General features: G+C 60.7%; 17 protein-coding genes. 3 read left to right on the forward strand and 14 right to left on the reverse strand.

The window, feature by feature from the left end:
- Window positions 1-192: 192 nt before the first annotated feature.
- Window positions 193-2178, forward strand: a complete 1986-nt coding sequence (locus ACESMW_RS03510) for an SDR family oxidoreductase (protein ID WP_372985692.1) — start codon at window positions 193-195, stop codon at window positions 2176-2178.
- A 57-nt stretch (window positions 2179-2235) separates the two neighbouring features.
- Here the strand turns inward: ACESMW_RS03510 and rnt are convergent, their stop codons facing one another.
- The 3 genes from rnt to ACESMW_RS03525 all read right to left on the reverse strand — a co-directional run bounded on the left by rnt (window position 2236) and on the right by ACESMW_RS03525 (window position 4981).
- Entirely contained in the window at window positions 2236-2892 is a 657-nt protein-coding gene (gene rnt, locus ACESMW_RS03515; protein WP_372985693.1) for a ribonuclease T, read from the reverse strand.
- A gap of 43 nt (window positions 2893-2935) precedes the next feature.
- Window positions 2936-3967, reverse strand: coding sequence for a dihydroorotase (gene pyrC / locus ACESMW_RS03520; RefSeq protein WP_372985694.1), 1032 nt, complete (start codon window positions 3965-3967; stop codon window positions 2936-2938).
- Window positions 3968-4054: 87 nt separating this feature from the next.
- A complete protein-coding gene (locus ACESMW_RS03525; protein WP_372985695.1) occupies window positions 4055-4981 on the reverse strand; it encodes a histone deacetylase family protein in 927 nt (308 codons plus the stop codon).
- 210 nt (window positions 4982-5191) lie between these two features.
- On the opposite strand from ACESMW_RS03525, the gene ACESMW_RS03530 reads away from it, so the two are divergent.
- Window positions 5192-7945: a GNAT family N-acetyltransferase gene (locus ACESMW_RS03530; RefSeq protein WP_372985696.1), complete on the forward strand. Its 2754-nt coding sequence runs from the start codon at window positions 5192-5194 to the stop codon at window positions 7943-7945.
- 242 nt (window positions 7946-8187) lie between these two features.
- Here ACESMW_RS03530 and rdgC read toward each other — a convergent pair whose 3' ends face one another.
- From rdgC to ACESMW_RS03570, 8 genes are all read right to left on the reverse strand, one after another.
- Window positions 8188-9114, reverse strand: coding sequence for a recombination-associated protein RdgC (gene rdgC, locus ACESMW_RS03535; protein WP_372985697.1), 927 nt, complete (start codon window positions 9112-9114; stop codon window positions 8188-8190).
- 101 nt (window positions 9115-9215) lie between these two features.
- Entirely contained in the window at window positions 9216-9416 is a 201-nt protein-coding gene (locus tag ACESMW_RS03540) for a DUF2788 domain-containing protein (RefSeq protein WP_372985698.1), read from the reverse strand.
- Between the two features lie 24 nt (window positions 9417-9440).
- The gene (yaaA, locus tag ACESMW_RS03545; RefSeq protein WP_372985699.1) at window positions 9441-10211 is read right to left on the reverse strand and encodes a peroxide stress protein YaaA; all 771 of its coding nucleotides are present in this window, start codon (window positions 10209-10211) and stop codon (window positions 9441-9443) included.
- A 12-nt stretch (window positions 10212-10223) separates the two neighbouring features.
- Window positions 10224-10457 (reverse strand): glutaredoxin family protein, encoded by a 234-nt coding sequence (locus tag ACESMW_RS03550; RefSeq protein WP_372985700.1) that lies wholly within the window; start codon window positions 10455-10457, stop codon window positions 10224-10226.
- A complete protein-coding gene (locus ACESMW_RS03555) occupies window positions 10457-11209 on the reverse strand; it encodes a YciK family oxidoreductase (protein WP_372985701.1) in 753 nt (250 codons plus the stop codon). The genes ACESMW_RS03550 and ACESMW_RS03555 overlap by 1 nt, the downstream gene beginning before the upstream one ends.
- Before the next feature lie 61 nt (window positions 11210-11270).
- A complete protein-coding gene (locus ACESMW_RS03560; RefSeq protein ID WP_372985702.1) occupies window positions 11271-11936 on the reverse strand; it encodes an HAD family hydrolase in 666 nt (221 codons plus the stop codon).
- Window positions 11926-12642 carry a bifunctional 2-polyprenyl-6-hydroxyphenol methylase/3-demethylubiquinol 3-O-methyltransferase UbiG gene (gene ubiG, locus ACESMW_RS03565; protein ID WP_372985703.1) on the reverse strand — a complete coding sequence of 239 codons (717 nt, stop codon included), beginning with the start codon at window positions 12640-12642 and terminating at the stop codon, window positions 11926-11928. The genes ACESMW_RS03560 and ubiG overlap by 11 nt, the downstream gene beginning before the upstream one ends.
- Window positions 12643-12675: 33 nt before the next feature.
- On the reverse strand, window positions 12676-14019 hold the full coding sequence (locus tag ACESMW_RS03570) for a TRZ/ATZ family hydrolase (protein WP_372985704.1): 1344 nt from the start codon (window positions 14017-14019) through the stop codon (window positions 12676-12678).
- Window positions 14020-14232: 213 nt separating this feature from the next.
- Between ACESMW_RS03570 and mtnA the strand changes: the two genes are divergently transcribed.
- Window positions 14233-15294, forward strand: coding sequence for an S-methyl-5-thioribose-1-phosphate isomerase (gene mtnA, locus ACESMW_RS03575; RefSeq protein ID WP_372985705.1), 1062 nt, complete (start codon window positions 14233-14235; stop codon window positions 15292-15294).
- Here mtnA and ACESMW_RS03580 read toward each other — a convergent pair.
- The 3 genes from ACESMW_RS03580 to ACESMW_RS03590 form a co-directional block, all read right to left on the reverse strand.
- Window positions 15283-16029: a helix-turn-helix domain-containing protein gene (locus tag ACESMW_RS03580; protein WP_372985706.1), complete on the reverse strand. Its 747-nt coding sequence runs from the start codon at window positions 16027-16029 to the stop codon at window positions 15283-15285. The two genes, mtnA and ACESMW_RS03580, sit on opposite strands and share 12 nt — an antisense overlap.
- Window positions 16030-16045: 16 nt before the next feature.
- Window positions 16046-18217, reverse strand: coding sequence for a carboxy terminal-processing peptidase (locus tag ACESMW_RS03585; protein ID WP_372985707.1), 2172 nt, complete (start codon window positions 18215-18217; stop codon window positions 16046-16048).
- Window positions 18218-18439: 222 nt separating this feature from the next.
- Window positions 18440-20590 carry a 3-hydroxyacyl-CoA dehydrogenase NAD-binding domain-containing protein gene (locus tag ACESMW_RS03590; protein WP_372985708.1) on the reverse strand — a complete coding sequence of 717 codons (2151 nt, stop codon included), beginning with the start codon at window positions 20588-20590 and terminating at the stop codon, window positions 18440-18442.
- Between the last annotated feature and the right edge of the window lie 21 nt (window positions 20591-20611).

Raw genomic sequence — 20611 nt, forward strand, 5'->3', positions numbered from 1 at the left:
CAGGGTCTGTTCGATAATTAGAGTAATGGCTCTATATAAAACAATGGCTTAAAGAGTAATTGCTCTAAAAAAGTTCGATACATGAACGTTGCAATTAAGTACAATGCCGGCGTTTTCGGGTGACTACGACTTTAGTCGAATGGCGCCCGGCATGGATAGACAAAAACAGAGCAACAGGCAGGGTGGAATTTAATGAACTACTTCCTTACTGGTGGTACCGGATTTATCGGCCGTTTTCTCGTTGAGAAGCTTCTGGCGCGGGGCGGCACCGTTCACGTACTGGTGCGCGAACAGAGCCAGGACAAACTCCAGAAACTCCGGGAGCGCTGGGGCGCGGATGAAACTCAGGTCAGGGCGGTGATCGGTGACCTGACCAGCCCGAATCTGGGTATCGACGCTGACACCATGGCCTCCCTCAAGGGCAAGATCGATCATTTCTTCCACCTTGCCGCCGTCTACGACATGGGCGCGGATGAGGAGAGCCAGCAGGCGACCAACATCGAAGGTACCCGTGCCGCGGTCCAGGCCGCCGAGGCCATGGGTGCGAAGCACTTCCACCACGTTTCCTCCATTGCAGCGGCGGGCCTGTTCAAGGGCACCTTCCGGGAGGACATGTTCGAGGAAGCGGAAAAGCTCGATCACCCCTACCTGCTCACCAAACACGAGTCCGAAAAGGTGGTGCGGGAAGAGTGCAAGGTTCCGTTTCGCATCTACCGCCCGGGTATGGTGATCGGCCACTCCAAAACCGGTGAAATGGACAAGGTGGATGGCCCCTATTACTTCTTCAAGATGATCCAGAAGATCCGCCAGGCGCTGCCCCAGTGGGTGCCGACCATCGGTATCGAGGGCGGTCGCCTGAACATCGTGCCGGTGGATTTCGTGGCCGATGCGCTCGACCACATCGCCCACCTCGAGGGCGAGGACGGTAACTGTTTCCACCTGGTGGACTCCGATCCCTACAAGGTTGGCGAGATCCTCAATATTTTCAGCGAGGCCGGCCACGCTCCCAAGATGGGTATGCGCATCGATTCCCGGATGTTCGGCTTCATCCCGCCGTTTATCCGCCAGAGCGTCAAGAACCTGCCGCCGGTGAAGCGCATCACCAGCGCGGTGCTGGATGACATGGGTATTCCGCCGTCGGTGATGTCGTTCATCAATTATCCCACCCGCTTCGACGCCCGCGAGACCGAGCGGGTGCTGAAAGGTACCGGCATCGAAGTACCGCGCCTGCCGGATTACGCGCCGGTGATCTGGGATTACTGGGAACGGAACCTGGATCCGGACCTGTTCAAGGACCGCACCCTCAAGGGCACGGTCGAGGGCCGGGTCTGTGTGGTCACCGGTGCAACCTCCGGGATTGGTCTGGCGACCGCCCAGAAGCTGGCGGATGCCGGTGCCATCCTGGTCATTGGTGCCCGCAAGCCCGAGCGGCTGAAGGAAGTGGCGGCGGAGCTGGAATCCCGCGGTGCGAGCGTGCACGCCTATAAATGCGATTTCTCGGACATGGAAGCCTGTGACGAGTTCATCAAGACCGTGCTGGACAACCACGGCCACGTGGATGTGCTGGTGAACAACGCCGGCCGCTCCATCCGCCGCTCACTGGATCTGTCCTTTGACCGCTTCCACGATTTCGAGCGCACCATGCAGCTGAACTACTTCGGCTCCGTGCGGCTGATCATGGGCTTTGCCCCGAGCATGCTGGAGCGCCGTCGCGGCCACGTGGTGAACATTTCCTCCATCGGCGTGCTCACCAACGCACCGCGATTCTCGGCCTACGTGGCCTCCAAGTCGGCCCTGGATGCCTTTAGTCGCTGTGCGGCCGCGGAGTGGTCCGATCGGAACGTGACCTTCACCACCATCAACATGCCGCTGGTGAAAACGCCGATGATTGCGCCCACCAAGATCTACGATCAGGTGCCGACCCTGACCCCGGACGAGGCGGCGGACATGGTGGCCGAGGCAATCGTCTACCGGCCCAAGCGCATTGCGACCCGTCTGGGTGTCTTCGCCCAGGTGCTGCACGCCCTGGCACCGAAGATGGGCGAAATCATTATGAACACCGGTTACCGGATGTTCCCGGATTCACCGGCGGCCGCCGGCAGCAAGTCCGGTGAGAAGCCGAAAGTGTCCTCCGAGCAGGTGGCCTTTGCGGCGATCATGCGGGGTATCTACTGGTAACGGTGGTCACGCAGGCATTAAAAAACCCGCTTCGGCGGGTTTTTTAATGGGCAACGGTTATTGTTCGGGGATCTCCACTGGAGGCGGAGGGAAACCGCCCAGTTCCTTCCAACGATTGACGATGCCGCAGAACAGGTCGGCGGTTTTTTCGGCATCGTAGGCCGCCGAATGGGCTTCCTTGTTGCTGAACGGGATACCGGCCAGTTTGCAGGCCTGGGCCAGCACGGTATGACCATAGGCCAGACCCGCCAGCGTGGCGGTATCGAAGGTGGAGAACGGATGGAACGGGTTGCGCTTGATGTCGGCGCGCATGGCAGCGGCAAACACGAAGTTGTGGTCGAAGGTGGCGTTGTGGCCCACCAGTACCGCCCGCTTGCAGTCATGGGCTTTCACCGCCTTGCGGATCGGGCTGAAGATCTCGCTCAGGCCCTCGCGCTCGGGGACCGCTTCCCGCTCCGGATTCCAGGGATCGATGCCGGTAAAGTCCAGGGCAGACTGTTCCAGGTTGGCGCCTTCGAACGGGTCGATCTGCTGCACGTGGGTCTCTCCCCGGCGCAACCAGCCGTCGTCATCCATGGTCAGCAGTACCGCTGCCACTTCCAGCAAGGCATCCCGCTCGGGGTTGAAGCCGGCGGTCTCCACATCGACCACCACGGGCAGGAAACCACGGAAGCGTTTGGACATGGGATGCGGTTCTTTGTTTTCGTCTGTCACTCGAACTCCGGTTGTCGACAGTGTGTTTACTCGGCGTAACAGATTACGCCAGTTGCCAGTTAACGGTTTCACCGGCTTTCAGCGGCACAATGGAGCCACCTGCCAGGGGCAGATGCTCGGGCATGGTCCAGGGCTTGCGCACCAGGGTAATGGTGTCCTGGTTGCGGGGCAGGCCGTAGAAGTCGGCGCCGTTATGGCTGGCGAAGGCCTCGAATTTGTCCAGGATACCCAGTTCCTCGAAGATTTCCGCATACAGGCCAATGGTGCCGAAGGCGGAGTAGCAGCCGGCACAGCCGCAGGCGGCTTCTTTCTTGTCCCTGGCGTGGGGCGCGGAATCGGTGCCCAGGAAGAAACGCTTGTCGCCGCTGGCCACCGCGTCCCGCAGCGCCTGCTGGTGAAGGTTGCGCTTCAGGATCGGCAGGCAGTACAGGTGAGGGCGGATGCCGCCAACCAGCATGTGGTTGCGGTTGTACATCAGGTGTTGGGGCGTCAGTGTCGCGCCGAGGTTGTCACCCTTGTAGTCACGGATGAAGTTTGCGGAATCGGCGGTGGTGATGTGTTCGAGCACCACCTTCAGGTTGGGGAAAGCCTCGAGGGTGGGCGCCAGCACCCGCTCCAGGAACACTTTCTCCCGGTCAAAGATATCGATATCGGCGTCGGTGACCTCGCCGTGGACCAGCAACAGCATGCCGCAGTCGGCCATGGCCTCCAGCACGGGATAGATGTTGCGAATATCCTTTACACCGGAAGCCGAGTTGGTGGTGGCGCCGGCCGGGTAGAGTTTGGCGGCGATGACGCCGGCGGCTTTGGCTTCCCGGATCATCTCGGGCGTGGTGGCCTCGGTCAGGTACAGGGTCATCAGCGGTTCGAAGTCAGTGCCGCTGGCTGCTGCCAGGATCCGTTCGCGGTAGGCGCTCGCGTCGGCTGCGGTGACCACCGGCGGCACCAGGTTGGGCATGATGATGGCACGGCCGAAACAGGCGGCGGTGGCCGGGACCACGTCCTTGAGGATATCCCCGTCTCGGACGTGCAGATGCCAGTCGTCCGGGCGGGTGATGGTCAGCTGTTCTGTCATGGATGTTTTCCGGGAGGCCTGAAAATTTGCCGAATTATATCAGAAGGTGAACAGCGTTGTTGCTCACCCTCCCGGAGAACCGTGCGATCAGTAGATTGAGTCCAGCACTTCCAGGTGTGCGGCCACGCTCTCGGCCAGTGCTCTGAGGTGGTAACCCCCCTCCAGGGTGGAGATGATGCGGTCGTTGGAGTAGTCGTTGGCAACGCTGGTGATCATTTCGGTGAGCCAGCGGAAGTCCTCGGTTTCGAGGTTGAGCTCGGCCATCGGGTCCAGCTTGTGGGCGTCGAAGCCGGCCGAGATCAGGATGACCTGGGGTTTGAAATCCTGCAGCTTTTTCAGCCACACGGCTTCCACGGTTTTCCGGTACTCGGCTGATGAGCAGCCTGCCTCGATCGGCGCGTTGACAATGTTCGGCGCCTGCCGGTGCACATGGGAGTGGGGATAGAACGGGTGCTGGAAACTGGAACACATGAGAATGCGCTCGTCGCCGCCCACAATGTCCGCGGTGCCATTGCCCTGGTGCACATCGAAATCGACGATGGCTACCCGGTCCAGGTGGTGGAAGTTCAGCGCCCGCATGGCGGCCAGTGCAATGTTGTTGTAGAAGCAGAAGCCCATGGACTTGGCGCGTTCGGCATGGTGGCCGGGTGGGCGGGCGCAGACAAAGGCGTTGGTCACCTGGCTGCTCATCACCATGTCCACGGCCTGAACGTTGGCGCCGGCGGCCAGACGGGCGGCCCTCAGGGTGTCGGGCATCATCGCGGTGTCCGGGTCGGTAAAGACACGGCCGCGGGTGGGCTCCATCAGTTCCAGCTGTTGCAGGTATTTTTCCGGGTGTACGGCCAGCAGCTGATCACGGGTAATCTCTTCGGGACGAACCCAGTCCAGATCCTGCTCCAGGTGGGTGTCCGCCAGGTAGGCGAGGATCGTGGAAATACGTTCAGGGCATTCCGGATGGTCCGGCCCCATGTTGTGTTTCATGCAGTCGTCGTGGGAAAAGAATGCCGTGGTCATACGTCTCTCAGTGTCCCGGATATGCTTGTATTTTCATCAATGTTATCAGGGAAAACCGCAGTCCGTCGTATTTCTTTGGTCTTATAGGAGTGATAGCCGTTTTACATCAATACCGGAAGGCCTAAGATAAGGTGTACACAGATAAGTAACCTGTTTTATTGACGTTATCACCTGAACCGGCCCGGCGGGGGCTGGTCTGAGGAGACCGCCTTGAGCACCCGTTACCTGGAAAGTCTTTTCAACCCGAGCTCTATTGTCGTGATCGGTGCTTCCGAGCGCGCCGACAACCTCGGTGGCATGGTACTGCGGAACCTTCTCGGTGGCGGCTACCCCACGGAAAAGCTCCTGGTGATCAACCAGAGCGGCTACGACAACGTTCATGGTGTGCCTTGCGTGCCCAAGGTGGCCAAGATGGACTTCACGCCGGACCTGGCCATTATCTGTACCCCGCCCGATACCGTCGCAAAAACCATCAAGCGCCTTGGCGAGGCCGGCGTACGAACCGCCATCGTGATGACCGGTGGCATGTCCCGGACCCACAGCAAGACCGGGCAGCCACTGATGTACTCGGTTCGCGAGGCCGCCAAGGAGACCGGTATCCGAGTGCTGGGGCCGAACACCATCGGCCTGATGGTACCGGCTCGTAGTCTCAATGCCACCTACGCCCACATGGGGGCCATTCCCGGGCGTGTGGCGTTTGTGGGGCAGAGCGGCACCATCGCCAGTTCGGTGCTGGACTGGGCGTTTGCCCGGGGCGTCGGGTTCTCCTATTTCCTGACCCTCGGTGATGGCATGGATATCGATCACGACGACCTGATCGACTACCTGGCCCAGGACACCCAGACCCGGGCAATTCTCCTCCACATCGAGAACGTGCCCAATCCCCGGCGCTTCATGTCGGCGGTTCGGGTGGCTTCGCGCACCAAGCCGGTGATTGCGGTGAAGTCCGGCCGGGTGCCCGAATCGGAATGGTTCCACCACGAACTGCCGGCCGGCCTGAAACGCAGTGACCCGATCTACGATGCCATGCTGCAGCGGGCCGGTGTGCTGCGGGTGGATGGTCTGGGGCAGATGTTCGACGCCCTGGAAACCCTGACCCGCATGCGCCCATTGCGCCGGGAGTCTCTGGCCATCATGGCCAACGGTGTCGGCCCGGGGGTGTTGGCGGTGGACCGGTTGGCGGACCTGGGCGGTGAGCTGGCGGAGTTGTCGGAGCAGAGCATCGAATCCCTGGCCGAATTGCTGCCCCCGTACTGGACCCGCAAGAACCCCATCGACCTCAACTACGACGCCTCTCCGGAGTTATATGGCCAGGCCATCAAGATCCTGGCCAAGGACCCGGAGGTGGCCAATGTGCTGGTGATGTACGCGCCCAGTCTGACCGAAGACAGCCTGCAGATCGCCGATGCGGTGGTGCAGGCCTCGAAGGGGACGCGCCTGAACGTGTTTACCTGCTGGCTGGGTCAGAGCACGGTGATGGAAGCGCGGGAGGAATTCTACCGGGCAGGGCTTCCATCCTTCTTCAATCCGGAGAAGGCGGTGATGGCGTTCATGCAGCATGTCCGGCACCAACGGGTGCAGCGCCTGCTAACCGAGACCCCGGAGTCGTTCACCGATCATTTCGCCGACCGGACCCGGCCCCGCCGCCTGGTGGCCAATGCCCTGCGCTCGGGGCGGATGCATCTCTCGAATCGGGAAGCCCGGGACGTGATCCGGGATTACGGCATCAATACCATTGATACCATTTACTGCGATGATATCGAAGAGGTGCTGGAAGCCTTTGCGGTGGAACGCCGGCCGGTGGACATTACCATCGTGCACGAGCAGGCCTGCCACCCATTTCTGGACCTGAGCCCGACCCAGCGCCGTTACAAGGGCACGGTGCAGAAGCTCAACAGCGAGGCGGCGATCATGGACTCCTGTCGCTTCCTGATGGAGGAGTACCAGGAGCATTTCCCCAACAGCGGGTTCCTGGGTTTTGCGGTCCAGCGCTCCTACCAGCATGTGGGCGGGGTGGAATTCAGCGTGGGCATTACCCGGGATTCCGAATTCGGGCCGCTGGTGGTGTGTGGGGCCTCGGGCGCCCAGATCAATGTCATGACCGACCGGCAGATTGCACTGCCGCCGCTGAACATGGTCCTGGCCCGGGAACTGCTGCGGCGCACCTACATGTACAAGCTCCTGAACGAGCACAGCCTGAAGCCGGAGGAGGACATCCGGGCGGTGTCTGAGACCCTGGTGACCCTGTCCCAGATCGTGATCGACATTCCAGAGATCAAGGGGCTGGAGATCTCGCCGCTGCTGTTCAACGAGAGCGGGGCGGTGGCGGTCAACATCGCCATCAATCTCGATGACACGCCGACCAGGCCAATTATCCAGCCCTATCCCCGGGAACTGGAGGAGTGGATTGTGCTGCCCAAATCCGGCCGCCGGGTAATCATCCGGCCGGTGCTGGCGGAGGACGAGCCGGCGCACCGGGAGTTCCACGAGCACCAGTCACCGGAATCCATCCGCTACCGGTTCTTCCAATACCGCAAACACTTCTCCCGGGAAGACGTGGCGCAGATGGTGCAGATCGACTACGACCGGGAGATGGTGTTCATCGCCAACGCGCCCCGGGAGGATGGCGAGGGCGAGGAAACCTTGGGCACCGTGCGCACCTGGACCGACGCCGATAACCTGCGCTGCGAGTTTGCGGTGATGGTGGATGACAAGATGAAAGGCGAGGGCCTGGGCGTGGCCCTGATGCAGAAGATGATCGATTACTGCCGCGCCCGGGGCACTGTGGAGATGGTTGGCAACGTGCTCCCGGATAACCGGCCGATGTTGCAGCTGGCCGAGCACCTGGGCTTCGAGATCAAGTACAACACCGAAGAAGAGGTGATGGATCTTCGCCTGGTGCTGAACGAGCCGGAGAAGGATTGGCAGAAGGAGCGGCTGAAGAAGCGCGGGGCGCATCTCTAAGACGGGGTCAGATGAAAGCGTTCATCTGACCCCACTTTCAAGTTCACCTCTGCCCCGGAGTTCTCGCCCAAGACGGGGTCAGATGAAGGCTTTCATCTGACCCCAACTTCACGCCCGACTCTGCCCCCGCAGTTTCTGCCCAAAGCCGGGGTCAGAAGAACGAGTTCTTCAGACCCTTGTGCTTAAGCTCGCGCCCAAGCCGGGGTCTGATGAAAGCCTTCATCTGACCCCATGTTCACACCTCACTCCTCGACAATCGCCGAGCGATCCTCGCCCCCGAGGGCTTCCAGCAGCCCCGGAATCATCCGGGACAGCTCCAGGGTCATCAGGCTGAAGGCGGCGTCAAACTTCGCCACTGCGTCATCGGCATCCACATCATCCAGCTGGTCCTGCAGGGTTTCGCCAAACTTCAGGCGGCGGATACCCAGCTCCTCGTCCAGCACGAAGGAAACATTGTCGTCCCAGGTCACGGCAAGCTTGGTGACCTGCATGCCAGCTTCCAGGTGGTTGCGGATTTCGTCGGCTTTGAGATCCAGGCCCTTGCAGCGCACCACGCCGCCATCCTCGGAGGGATCTTTCAGCTCACACTCGCTACCCAGGGCAATGCTGGCGGGCAGGTCGATGGTTTCGTTCAGCCAGCCGGTGAAGGTGAACGCGGGGGACTGCTCCACCGCAGGCGGACGAACCGGCAGGGAGCCCAGGCTCTTGCGCAGGGTAGAGGCCAGGTCTTCCGCCTGCTTGGCGGAACCGGCGTCCACCACCAGAACACCGTCCTGGGGCGCCAGGTAGGCGTAGCAGCGGCGGTTTTTGGAGAATGCCTGGGGCAGCATTTCCAGCATCACCTGTTCCTTGATTTCGTCCTTCTCCTTGCGACGCACCTTGCGGCCCTGCTCGATTTCAATAGCTTCGGCTCGCTCTTCCACGGCTTCCTTCACCACGGGGCCCGGCAGGATCTTCTCTTCCTTGCGCAGGGAGATCAGGTGGTAGCCGTTGGCGCTGTGCACCAGTTGCTCGCCGTGCTTGCCCAGCGGCGCCACCCAACCCTGCCGGCTGGTTTCCTGGGGACCGCAGGGTTTGAAGGCATCGGCCTGCAGCTTCTCTTCCAGCTCTTCAGGGGAGATGTCGAACGGCTTGGTAAAACGGAATACACGGGCGTTACGAAACCACATCAGGTTCGGTCCTTGCTCTTGATTTGAATCGGTGATGGTTCGAAAAGGGGGGAAGGATGATACGGCCACCGGGCGGTGGCCGTAAAGTGACGGGTATCACGCTATATTTGCATGATCTCGACCAGCACCGTTTTGACGATAAAGCCGACGACGCCGGCGCCGAGTACGGTAAACAGGGCCATGGTGCCGAACCGGCCAGCCTGGGACTTCTTGGCGAGATCCCAGACGATGAAACCCATCCAGACAATCAGGCCGGTCAGAAACACCAGCATGGCGATCTGGGAAAAGACTGCTTCGTTCATTGATGACTCCGATAACAACTGAAATTACTGTTCGTCGCGCAGGAAAACCCAGTTGTTCTTGTCGGACTGGTCTTCGCTGAAATAGTAGCCTTCGAGATTGAAACCCTTGAGGTCGTCGGCCTGGGTGATGCGATTCTGGATCGCATAGCGGCACATCAGGCCCCGGGCTTTCTTGGCGTAGAAGCTGATCATCTTGTACTGGCCGTTCTTCCAGTCCTTGAATTGGGGCGTAATGAGCCGGCCATCGAGTTCTTTCTTCTTCACACTCTTGAAGTACTCGTTGGAGGCCAGGTTCACCAGTACGCCGTCATCCTCGGCCATCAGGCGATTGATCTCGTCGGTGATCTTGTTGCCCCAGAAGGCATAGAGATCCTTGCCCCGGTTGTTCTCGAACTTCGTACCCATCTCCAGCCGGTAGGGCTGCATCAGGTCCAGTGGCCGGAGGATGCCATACAGACCCGACAGCATGCGCAGATGTTCCTGGGCAAAGGCGAAATCCTCCTCGCTGAAGCTCCCGGCGTCCAGACCCGTGTATACGTCACCCTTGAAAGCCAGCACCGCCTGGCGGGCATTCTCCGGCGTGAACGGTGTGTGCCAGGTGCGGAACCGCTCCGCGTTGAGCTGGCCCAGCTTGTCGCTGATGCTCATCAGGTTGCTGATTTGGTGTGGCTCCAGTTCCTTGAGCTGGTCAATCAGTTCGCAGGCATCGTCCAGGAAGTCCGGCTGGGTGTAGCTTTCCGTTGCCAGCGGACTCTCGTAGTCCAGCGTCTTGGCAGGGGAGATAACCATCAACATGTCAGGAAATCCTCATTGCAGAAAGGTCAGTAACTGGTCCCTGGTAAATGGCCAGTCCAGCTCCGCACCGGTGTCGTTACGGCGCAATACCGGAATCCGGGTGCCGTAACGTTCAACCAGCTCTTCAGACTGGGCAATGTCCACCACGTCCACCGGAATCGGCTCCGGCATGGGCGTGTTCACCAGCAGGGCTTCCGCCAGTTCGCACAGGTGGCACTGGTATGTGGTGTAAAAATACAGTTCCATTATTTCTTGGGCTGCGCGTCCAGTTGTTGGCCGTTGACGCCCTGGCTGTCCTTGCCCATCAGGTACAGGTAGATGGGCATCAGGTCTTCCGGCGCCGGGTTCTGCTGCGGGTTTTCCGCAGGGTAGGCTTTGGCGCGCATATTGGTCCGGGTGGCACCCGGATTCAGGCTGTTGACGCGGATTTTGTGGCGCTCGTCATCCAGCTCATCGGCCAGAAGCTGGCTCAGGCCCTCAACGGCGAACTTGGAGACGGCGTAGGCGCCCCAGTAGGCCTTGGCTTTACGCCCCACCCCGGAAGAGGTGAAAACCACCGAGGCATTATCGGACTTCCGGAGCAGTGGAATCATGGCGCGGCTCAGCAGGAACGGAGCTGTGGCGTTCACGTGCATCACCTTGTTCCACATTTCCGGGTCATACAACTCCACCGGGCTGCGGTTGCCGAGGATGGCAGCATTATGCAGCAGGCCGTCCAGCCGGCCGAAGTTGTCCTCGATGGTCATCGCCAGCTCTTCGTATTCCTTCACCGCAGCGCCTTCGAAATTCATCGGCACGATGGCCGGCTTGGGGTGCCCGGCGGCCTCGATCTCGTCGTAGACCTCCTCAAGCTTCGACACGGTACGACCCACCAGGATCACGGTGGCGCCATGGGCTGCATAGGCCTTGGCGGCGGCACGTCCGATTCCGCTGCCGGCACCCGTCACCATCACGATGCGGTCCTGCAGAAGATCGGCGGGTGCTTGGTAATCTTGCATAACCTGTCTCCGTTTCAGGTTGTTGCCGGTCTGTATGCCGGGTACGGATTCATTTGATGCGCTATTGTAACAGCTTTGCCAGATCGCTGACGGTATCGGCTATGAGGTCGGCTTGCCATAAATCAACCGTCTCCGGCTCCTCGATGTAACCGTAACGTACGGCGATGGTCCGCATGCCGGCGTTACGACCGGCCTCGATATCCCGCTCGTGGTCGCCCACGTAAATGGCGGTCTCCGGTTGTGCCCCGATTTGAGTGCAGGCCAGGAACAGGGCTTCCGGATGGGGTTTGCGCTGGGCCACATGGTCCGGGCAGACCACCGCGGCGCAGCGCCGGGCCAGGCCAAGTGCCTCGACAAGTGGGGCAGCAAAGCGCACCGGCTTGTTGGTGACAATGCCCCAGGGAATGTCCCGTTCCTCAAGGCTCTGAAGGAGTTCATCCATCCCCTTGAACAGGGTGGTCTCGACGGCGACGCCGGCTTCGTAGAGATCCAGGAAGGCGGTGTGCTTTTCCGTGTAATCCGGGTGTTCCGGTTCCAGGCCGAAGCCCACCCGTATCATGGCCCGGGCGCCGTTGGAGACGGAGCGGCGGATCTGTTCCGGAGGTAGCGGCGCGAGACCGTGCTGTTCCCGCAGCTGGTTCAGGCAGCGGATGAAATCCGGTGCCGTGTCGATCAGGGTGCCGTCCAGGTCGAACAGCACCACGGAAGGTTTCGGATCAGTCGTCACGGGAATCCCTGGCGTGCATGAGGTAGTTCACGTCCACGTCCCGGCCGAGTTTGTAGACCTTGGTGATCGGGTTGTAGGTCATGCCGGTAAGTTCCTGCACTTCCAGGCCGGCGTGGCGCAGGTGATCGGACATCTCCGACGGACGGATAAACTTCTTCCACTCGTGGGTGCCCTTGGGAAGCATGTTCAGCACGTACTCGGCGCCGACGATGGCAAACAGAAATGACTTGGGGTTCCGGTTGATCGTGGACACAAACAGGTGCCCGCCGGGTTTGAGCATTGCAGCGCAGGCCCTGATCACCGAGGCCGGGTCCGGCACGTGTTCGAGCATTTCCAGGCAGGTGACCACGTCGTACTGGCCGGCCTGGTCCGCGTCACGGGCCAGGTCCTCGACCGTGGTTTGCCGGTAGTCCACCTTGATGCCACTTTCCAGGCCGTGGAGTTTGGCCACGGACAGGGGCGCTTCGCCCATGTCGATGCCGGTCACATGGGCCCCGCGCTGGGCCATGCCTTCGGACAGCAGCCCACCGCCGCAACCCACGTCCAGCACCTTCTTGCCGGCGAGGGATACCCGCTCGTCAATGTAGTTCAGCCGCAGCGGGTTGATGTCGTGCAGGGGCTTGAACTCGCTCGAGGGATCCCACCAGCGGCTGGCCAGGGCCTCGAATTTGGCAATTTCATTCCGGTCTACGTTCTGATTGGTCATGTTGGTCTCTGCCTGGAAAACGTCTGAATTCGGTTATTGGGCCTGATATTGCCGGATACGGTCACGCCAGTCATTGACCCTTAGCATGAGGTCGGCCACATCGATACGGGTCAGTTTGCCTTCCTGTAACTGAGGTACGCCGTGAATCCAGCTATGGCTTACTGCCCGGGCGTGGTTGCTGTAGACCAGATGGGAAGCCGGGTCGTAGACCGGCTGCAGGAACGGGTCGCTGAGGTCAATGGCAATGACATCCGCCAGTTTGCCAGGCACCAGGGAACCCAGATCGTGTTCCCGGCCCAGGGCCCGGGCGCCATTGATGGTGGCCATGGCCAGCGCCTGGTGGGCGGACAGGGCCGCGGCGTCACCGGCGACAGCCTTGGCTACCATGGCGGCGCTGCGGAGTTCGCCGAACAGGTCCAGATCGTTGTTGCTGGCTGCGCCGTCGGTGCCGATGGCGACATTGATGCCGTGGTCCATGAGTTTCTGCACCGGGCAGAAACCGCTGGCGAGCTTCAGATTGGATTCGGGGCAGTGAATGACATGGGCCCCGCTGGTGGTCAGCCGTTCGATGTCGGAATCATCGATCTGGGTCATATGCACGCATTGGGTGTTCGGTCCGAGTAGGCCTTTCTCCTCGATGCGCGCTGTCGGCCGCTGGCCGAACTTCTCGACGGCATCCGTTACTTCAAAGGCGGTCTCGTGCAGGTGAATCTGGATCCGGGCGCCAGTGGCCTCCGACAGTGCCACCGCGTCGCCCAGGGGGCCGTCGGAAACAGTGTAAGGCGCGTGGGGACCGATGGCGGGCGTGATGTATTCGTCGTCCTTCCAGGCCTCGATCAGATCCGCCCCCTTTCGCAGGTACTCCTCTGGCCCCGAGCCCCAGGCGGTGGGGAAGTCGATCAGCGGGAAACACACCTGCGCCCGCATGCCCACATCGTGGGCGGCCTGGGCCACGATTTCCGGGAAGAAGTACATGTCGGAGAAGGTGGTCGTGCCGGTCCGCAGCATCTCGGCCATGGCCAGTTGGGTGCCGTCAGCGATGAATTGCTCGCCAATGAACTGGTGCTCTGCCGGCCAGATGTGATCGTTCAGCCAGGTCATCAGGGGCAGGTCGTCGGCCATGCCCCGGAACAGGGACATGGCGGCGTGGCCGTGCATGTTGATCAGGCCGGGCATGACCACGTGATCGGGCAGATCAATGGTTTCCCTGGTCCGGTAATCACGGTCCGCCTCGTCCTGAGGGAGCAGGGCCAGGATTCGGGAGCCCTGAAGGATGAGGGCGTGGTTCTCCAGGATGACGCCGGCGGGTTCGATGGGAATCACCCATCTGGCATTGATTCGGATATCGGCCGCGGTGGTGATGATTTCTGCCGTCATTGACCTGCCTTACAGCGTTGGGCGCAGCCTGTGCGCTCCGGAATGAAATGTAGCCCGAAAGTATAACCAGTGGCTGCGGCAAGGACTACCCGGGGACTTGTTTAATGCGATGGTTGGTACCAACTCTGAATACAGAGGTAAAATTTTCGGGATGCTTCCCCCGCCATCACCGCTATACTGCCGGCTTTTGAAGCACTGACACGGAGCACGTTTATGGCGAATGAATTCCGTCCGGATGAACGCAACATCGGTACCGTGGCCATGCGCTGGCACGGGGACTCCCTGGAGTTGCTGGATCAGCGGCTGCTGCCCACGGAGGAACACTGGATTACTTCGGAAGGCGCTTCTGGCGTTGCCCAGTGTATCCGGGACATGGTCGTGCGGGGTGCCCCGGCGATCGGTATCAGTGCCGCTTACGGCGTCGCCCTGGCGGCCCGTCACGCCGGTGGCGGCGACTGGAAGGCGGAGATCCGGCAGGCCATTCGTGAGCTGGCGGAATCCCGGCCGACGGCGGTGAACCTGTTCTGGGCGTTGCAGCGGATGGAGAGGGTGTTCCATGAGTGCCATTCTCTGGATGAGGCCGTCAAACGCCTGGCCTCAGAGGCCCAAAGCATCCACGAGGAAGATCTCGAAGCCAATTTCGCCATGGCGGATCATGCCCTGGAATTCATGAACCCGGACAAGCCGATATCGGTACTGACCCATTGCAATACCGGGGCTCTGGCCACCGGCGGTTACGGCACCGCCCTGGGGGTCATCCGCCGGTTGCACGAGAAAAAGCTACTGCGGCGGGTTTATGCCGATGAGACCCGGCCCTGGTTGCAGGGCAGCCGCCTGACGGCCTGGGAACTGTCCCGGGAGGGTATTCCGGTCACTCTCAATGCCGACGGTGCGGCCGCTGCCATCCTTGCCAGCGGCAAGGTGAAATGGATCGTGGTGGGTGCAGACCGGATTACCGCCAACGGTGATGTCGCCAACAAGATCGGCACCTACAGCCTCGCGGTACTGGCCCGGCACCATAAGGTGGGATTCATGGTGGTGGCACCCTCCAGCACGGTGGATATGTCCCTGGCTTCCGGCCGCGACATACCCATTGAGGAGCGGGACGGCACCGAAGTGCGCGAAATCCGGGGGATTCCGCTGGCGCCGCCGGGCGTGCTGGTCTTCAACCCGGTGTTTGATGTGACTCCGGCCAGCCTGATCGATGTCATCGTCACGGAGAAAGGCGTCATCCACAACCCCAATATCACGGGGATGCGAGCGCTATTTGGTTGAGGTGTCGTCCTCGCCCTCGCCCTCGTAGAGGGCTTTCAGTCGGCGGACTTCCTGCTCCTGTTCCTCCACGAAGTGGAGGGACATCTCGAAGCTCTGGCGGGTGAATTCCAGGACCCGCCGGAAGCCCTCATCGGACAGGTTCCGTGCGTCATCGTGGCGGCGGAAGATGTTGATGAAATCTCGCTCCCGTTCGAACTGCAGCGGCAGTCTGCCTACACCCCAATCGTTCAGTATTTTCCACACTTCCGGGTTGTAGTTCCGGGTTGTGCGCATGATGAAGGGGATGGGGTCATTGCGGGCAATCAGGGCCGCCAGGCGCAGGATCAGTTCGAAGGAGAGGGTGGCGGTGCCGTTCTCGATGGCCTCGAGCACCGATTTGTCCTTGAGATTGAGCGCCTCGCTCATTTCCGTCAGTGTAAGCCCAGCCACTTCCCGGATATCCTTCAGGGACTGGCCGGCGATCAGCATGGCCCGAAGCTGTTCCTGGGAGTTGATCAGGGCGCGACCGAATCGCAGTGAGGTGTCGGTGGCCCGGGCGCCGAAGCGAAGGGCTGAGCCGGTAAGCTGGTAGATCCGGTCCACCAGACCCTCCGGAGCTTTTCCCGGTGCTACGGAGGTCTCGATGGCCTCCACTTTCTCCATGGACTTCATGGCGTGGAGTGCATCCAGCAGCATGTCGCGGATCTCCCAGGCATTCTGCTGGCTGATTTTCGACTCTTCCTTCCTGGAGGTCATAAACGTGGCCGCTGGTTTACTGGGCCGGGGCCTGGACCGCAAAGTGCCGGCGCTGCAGGATGGAGGCCATCTGCTGGTCCAGTTCCAGCATATCCGCCATGATGTGGCCGCCTTCCCGGATCACGAAGTCCAGTTCCTCATCGGTGGTATCCAGATCGGCGGCCTGGGCGTCCTGCCAGTCTTCCAGGGCCTCCAGGGAGTCAAACGGTTCTTCACCGCGCAGTTGCCGGCGGGCATTGGCAATGGTCAGGCGGGTACGCTCGATCTGTTCGTGCTGGGCCTTGCGTTCGTCGAAGTTCAGGCTGACGGCTTCCAGTTGCCGCTGCTTTTCAAGGAATTCGATTTCCCGCTGAAGCAGCTTGAACTCGGGACTGGTGTCAAACCGGGACTCGTGGCGTTTGCGCAATTCACCTATGATCCCGCTGAAATCAAAATAGCGGGTGTGGGGCACCGCCTCGATCTGATCCCAGGGCAGGGCGTGGTCCAGTGCATCCTCGCCGATCCGGGTCTTGTCTATCCGGGAGGGTATCTCGATATCCGGAATCACGCCCTTGTGCTGGGTTGAGCCGCCGGATACCCGGTAGAACTTGGACTGGGTGATCTTCAGCTGACCGTGATTCAGCGGGCGAACCGCCTGTACGGTACCTTTACCGAAGGTCTGTGAGCCCACGACGAGCCCGCGGCCATAGTCCTGGATCGCGCCGGCGAAAATCTCCGATGCCGAGGCACTCATACGGTTGACCAGTACGACCAGCGGGCCGTCATAGGCGACAGACGGATCCTCGTCGTTGAGGACCTGGACATCGTTGTTGGCATTGCGGATCTGCACCGTGGGGCCTTTGTCGATAAACAGGCCAACCAGGTCATTCGCTTCGTGCAGCGCGCCACCGCCGTTGTTGCGCAGGTCAACCACCAGGCCGTCGACGCCGTCTTCCTGCAACTCCCCGATCAGCTTGCGCACATCCCGGGTGGTGCTCTTGTAGTTCGGATCGCCGGCCTGCATGGCCTGGAAATCGGCATAGAAGGTGGGGATGGTGATCACGCCTACCTTGTAGTCCTCGCCGCCACGCTCAAGTTCGATCACGTCCTTGCTGGCGCTCTGTTCCTCGAGTTTCACTTCGTCGCGCTTGATGGCGATGGATTTGGTAACGGTCTCGTCGGAAGCGTTGGCGGGAATCACCTCCAGGGTCACCACGGAATCACGGGGCCCACGGATCAGGTCCACCACTTCATCCAGGCGCCAGCCAATGACGTTCACCGTTTTTTCGCCTTCCTGGCCAACGGCAACGATCCGGTCGGCCGGCTGCAGCTGGCCCTGTTTGGAGGCAGGACCACCGGGCACCAGGCGAACCACCTTGGTGAACTCGTTATCCGATTGCAGCACCGCGCCGATACCTTCGAGGGAGAGACTCATGTTGATGTTGAAGTTCTCGGAGGTGCGGGGAGAGAAATAGGAAGTGTGCGGGTCCCACATGCCGGTAAAGGCATTCATGTAGGCCTGGAAAGCATCCTCGCTGCGGGCCTGGTAGGCACGCTTGAGCTGGCCCTCGTAGCGCTGGCGCAGGCTCTCCTCGATCTTGTCATCCTCGGTGCCGTTCAGCCGCTGCGCCAGTACCGCATTCTTGATGCGTTTGACCCAGAGATTGTCCAGAGCGGCCTGGTCGGGCTCCCAGTCCGCTTCGGAACGGTCCAGCAGGATAGTTTCATTGGCGGAAAAATCCAGGTTCTCCAGCCCCTGGTCCAGCGTTTTCAGGGCGAACTGGAGGCGTTCGATAATGCGTTGCTGAACCAGGTTATAGATATCAAAGCCCGGCTGCAGCTGGCCGGTTTTCAGGGCGGAGCCGAGCTGGGATTTCACCCGGTCAAACCGTCGGATGTCCTCCTGGGTAAGGTAAATCTTCTGTCCATCAAGGTATTCCAGGTAAGCGCTGAAAACGTCCCCGGAAAGCTCATCACTGATTCCCAGGTCGCGGAAATGGGTGAACTGCAACTGGCGGGCAATCAGGATATTGGCCCGGGCCTGGTCAATGGTCGGGGCAACCGGTTCGTAGACCTTGCTGTCGTCCGGCTTTGCCTGCAGTCCCAATGGCGTCGAGACCAGCAGTGCAATGGCAAGGGCACGGCAAAGGCCTTTTCCCCGACCAGTGAATGGACGGCTACGGGACATCATGTTTTCCGCGATGGTCATAAATACTTACCTGACGGTGCTGGGTAATCGACGGCCAAATACTGGCAGCGCCGAACCCGTGAGCGATAAATTTATTGTAGGCAAGCGCTATCTCCGTTGCCATAGGCAGGGAGTATCGGTTCGTGACAATCTGTCCATGAAATGGTCAGGTTGGTAACCGGGAAGGGCAAAACGGCAGAACAGAGTGCCAGCGGGTGAATAACACCCGCTGGCGGGGTGGGATCAGGCGAACTTTGTGTTGGTCTCGGCCTTCTCCAGGAGCATGCGCGGAGGCGCAAAACGCTCGCCGAATTGCGATTCCAGCTCTTTGGCACGCTCGGTGAAGGCGCGCACGCCGTACTGGTTGATGAACTGGATAGCACCACCTGTCCAGGGTGCATAGCCGATACCGAAGATGCTGCCGATGTTGGCATCCTCCACGGTTCTGAGCACACCTTCTTCCAGGCAGCGCACGGTCTCGATTGCCTGAATGAACAGGATTCGGTCCTTGAGGTCCTGCAGTGAGGTGGCGCGGGCCTTGTCCTGGTCCACGAACAGGTTTTCAAGCTCCGGCCAGAGGTACTTCTTGCCCTTGTCCGGGTACTCATAGAAGCCTGCACCGGTCGCCTTGCCCTTGCGGCCATGTTCGTTGACCATCGCATCGATGATCGCCTCGGCGGGATGGGCGTTCCAGGTGCCCCCGGTTGCCTCGGTGTCTTTGCGACTCTGGTCCCGGATGTGCTGCATGAGGGTCATGCTGACTTCGTCGGAAATGGCCAGCGGCCCCACCGGCATGCCAGCGAGTAAGCCCGCGTTTTCAATGCTGGAGGGATGGATGCCTTCGCCGAGCATTGCAATCCCTTCGTTGACGAAGGTGCCGAATACCCGGGAGGTGAAGAAACCGCGGCTGTCATTCACCACGATCGGGATCTTGCCGATCTGCTGGACGTAGTCGAACGCCCGGGCCAGGGTGTCATCGGAGGTTTTGGCTCCCACGATGATCTCCACCAGCTGCATCTTGTCCACCGGCGAGAAAAAGTGCAGGCCAATGAAGTTCTCGGGCTTGCCGGAGGCTTCGGCCAGCTGGGTAATCGGTATGGTGGAGGTGTTAGAGGCGAAGATGCCGTTGGCTACCATTTTCGGCTCCGCTTCCCGGGTTACCTTGCCTTTCAGCTCGCTGTCCTCGAACACAGCCTCGATAATCAGGTCGCAACCCTCAAGATCGTCTGCAGAAGCCGTTGGCTTGATCCGGTCCAGGATGGCGGTTTTCTGCTCATCGGTCATGCGGCCCCGGCTGACTTTCTTGTCCAGCAGCTGCTCTGAATAGCGTTTGCCTTTCTCCGCGTTTTCCACGGACACATCCTTGAGCACAACGTCGACGCCACGAACGGCTGTGGCATAGGCAATGCCGGCCCCCATCATGCCGGCCCCCAGTACGCCCACCTTGCTGAAGGTTGCACGGTCAACGCCGTCCGGCCGGCTGCCACCCGCTTTGATGGCGTTGAGCTGGAACCAGAAGGTGCCGGTCATGTTCTTGGCGACCTGGCCCACCACCAGTTCGGTGAAATAACGGGTCTCGATCAGGCTGCCATTATCAAAATCCACCTGCGCGCCTTCCACGGCGGCAGACAGGATACGTTCAGGCGCCGGGTAACAGCCTTTGGTTTTCTGTTTGAGCATGGCCGGGGCAATGGAGAGTTTCTGGGCCATGGCCGGGTGGTGCGGCGCACCGCCGGGGAACCTGAAGCCTTTCTGATCCCAGGGCTGCTGTTTCTCCGGATGCGCCTCGATAAAGGCCCGGGCGGTGCTCAGCAGTTCCTCCGGGGCGCTGACCAGTTCATCCACGATGCCGGCGTTGAGGGCGGCTTTGGGGTTCACCTTCTTGCCTTCCATGAGGAAGGGGAAGGCCGCTTCCAGACCGATCATCCGGGGCAGTCGCTGGGTGCCACCGCCACCGGGCAGCAGGCCCAGGGTGACTTCCGGCAGGCCCAGGTGGATGCTGTCGTCATCCAGGGCAATGCGGTGATGGCAGGCCAGGGCGATTTCCAGGCCGCCACCGAGAGCCGTACCGTTGATCGCCGCCACCAGGGGTTTGCCGGTGGTTTCCAGGAAGCGCAGGTCAGACTTCAGGCCGTTGACCATGTCTTCGAATTCCTGGGCCTGGTCCCGGGTGACGCTGTGCAGTTCCTTGAGATCGCCGCCGGCGAAGAAGGTTTTCTTGGCCGAGGTGATGATGATCCCGCGAATGTTGTCGAGGTCGTCCTTTACCCGGCTAACGGTTTCGGACAGCCCAGCGCGGAAGTCCGTATTCATGGTGTTGGCGGACTGGTTCGGCATGTCGATGGTGAGGGTCAGGATCTGGTCTGAACCCAGGTCGTACTTGATGGCACTCATGTTCGGTCCTCCTGTTATGGA

The organism is Marinobacter sp. (assembly GCF_041690455.1).
Lineage (GTDB): Bacteria > Pseudomonadota > Gammaproteobacteria > Pseudomonadales > Oleiphilaceae > Marinobacter.

What these genes read in the sequence shown, in the direction of transcription:
- ACESMW_RS03525 (WP_372985695.1), bottom strand. Translation starts at nt 4,981, where the DNA reads ATGACCACGGCATTCTTTTCCCACGACGACTGCATGAAACACAACATG.
- ACESMW_RS03540 (WP_372985698.1), bottom strand. Translation starts at nt 9,416, where the DNA reads ATGAACGAAGCAGTCTTTTCCCAGATCGCCATGCTGGTGTTTCTGACC.
- ACESMW_RS03510 (WP_372985692.1), top strand. Translation starts at nt 193, where the DNA reads ATGAACTACTTCCTTACTGGTGGTACCGGATTTATCGGCCGTTTTCTC.
- ACESMW_RS03570 (WP_372985704.1), bottom strand. Translation starts at nt 14,019, where the DNA reads ATGACGGCAGAAATCATCACCACCGCGGCCGATATCCGAATCAATGCC.
- ACESMW_RS03585 (WP_372985707.1), bottom strand. Translation starts at nt 18,217, where the DNA reads ATGACCATCGCGGAAAACATGATGTCCCGTAGCCGTCCATTCACTGGT.
- mtnA (WP_372985705.1), top strand. Translation starts at nt 14,233, where the DNA reads ATGGCGAATGAATTCCGTCCGGATGAACGCAACATCGGTACCGTGGCC.
- ACESMW_RS03580 (WP_372985706.1), bottom strand. Translation starts at nt 16,029, where the DNA reads ATGACCTCCAGGAAGGAAGAGTCGAAAATCAGCCAGCAGAATGCCTGG.
- ubiG (WP_372985703.1), bottom strand. Translation starts at nt 12,642, where the DNA reads ATGACCAATCAGAACGTAGACCGGAATGAAATTGCCAAATTCGAGGCC.
- pyrC (WP_372985694.1), bottom strand. Translation starts at nt 3,967, where the DNA reads ATGACAGAACAGCTGACCATCACCCGCCCGGACGACTGGCATCTGCAC.
- rdgC (WP_372985697.1), bottom strand. Translation starts at nt 9,114, where the DNA reads ATGTGGTTTCGTAACGCCCGTGTATTCCGTTTTACCAAGCCGTTCGAC.
- ACESMW_RS03555 (WP_372985701.1), bottom strand. Translation starts at nt 11,209, where the DNA reads ATGCAAGATTACCAAGCACCCGCCGATCTTCTGCAGGACCGCATCGTG.
- ACESMW_RS03590 (WP_372985708.1), bottom strand. Translation starts at nt 20,590, where the DNA reads ATGAGTGCCATCAAGTACGACCTGGGTTCAGACCAGATCCTGACCCTC.
- yaaA (WP_372985699.1), bottom strand. Translation starts at nt 10,211, where the DNA reads ATGTTGATGGTTATCTCCCCTGCCAAGACGCTGGACTACGAGAGTCCG.
- ACESMW_RS03550 (WP_372985700.1), bottom strand. Translation starts at nt 10,457, where the DNA reads ATGGAACTGTATTTTTACACCACATACCAGTGCCACCTGTGCGAACTG.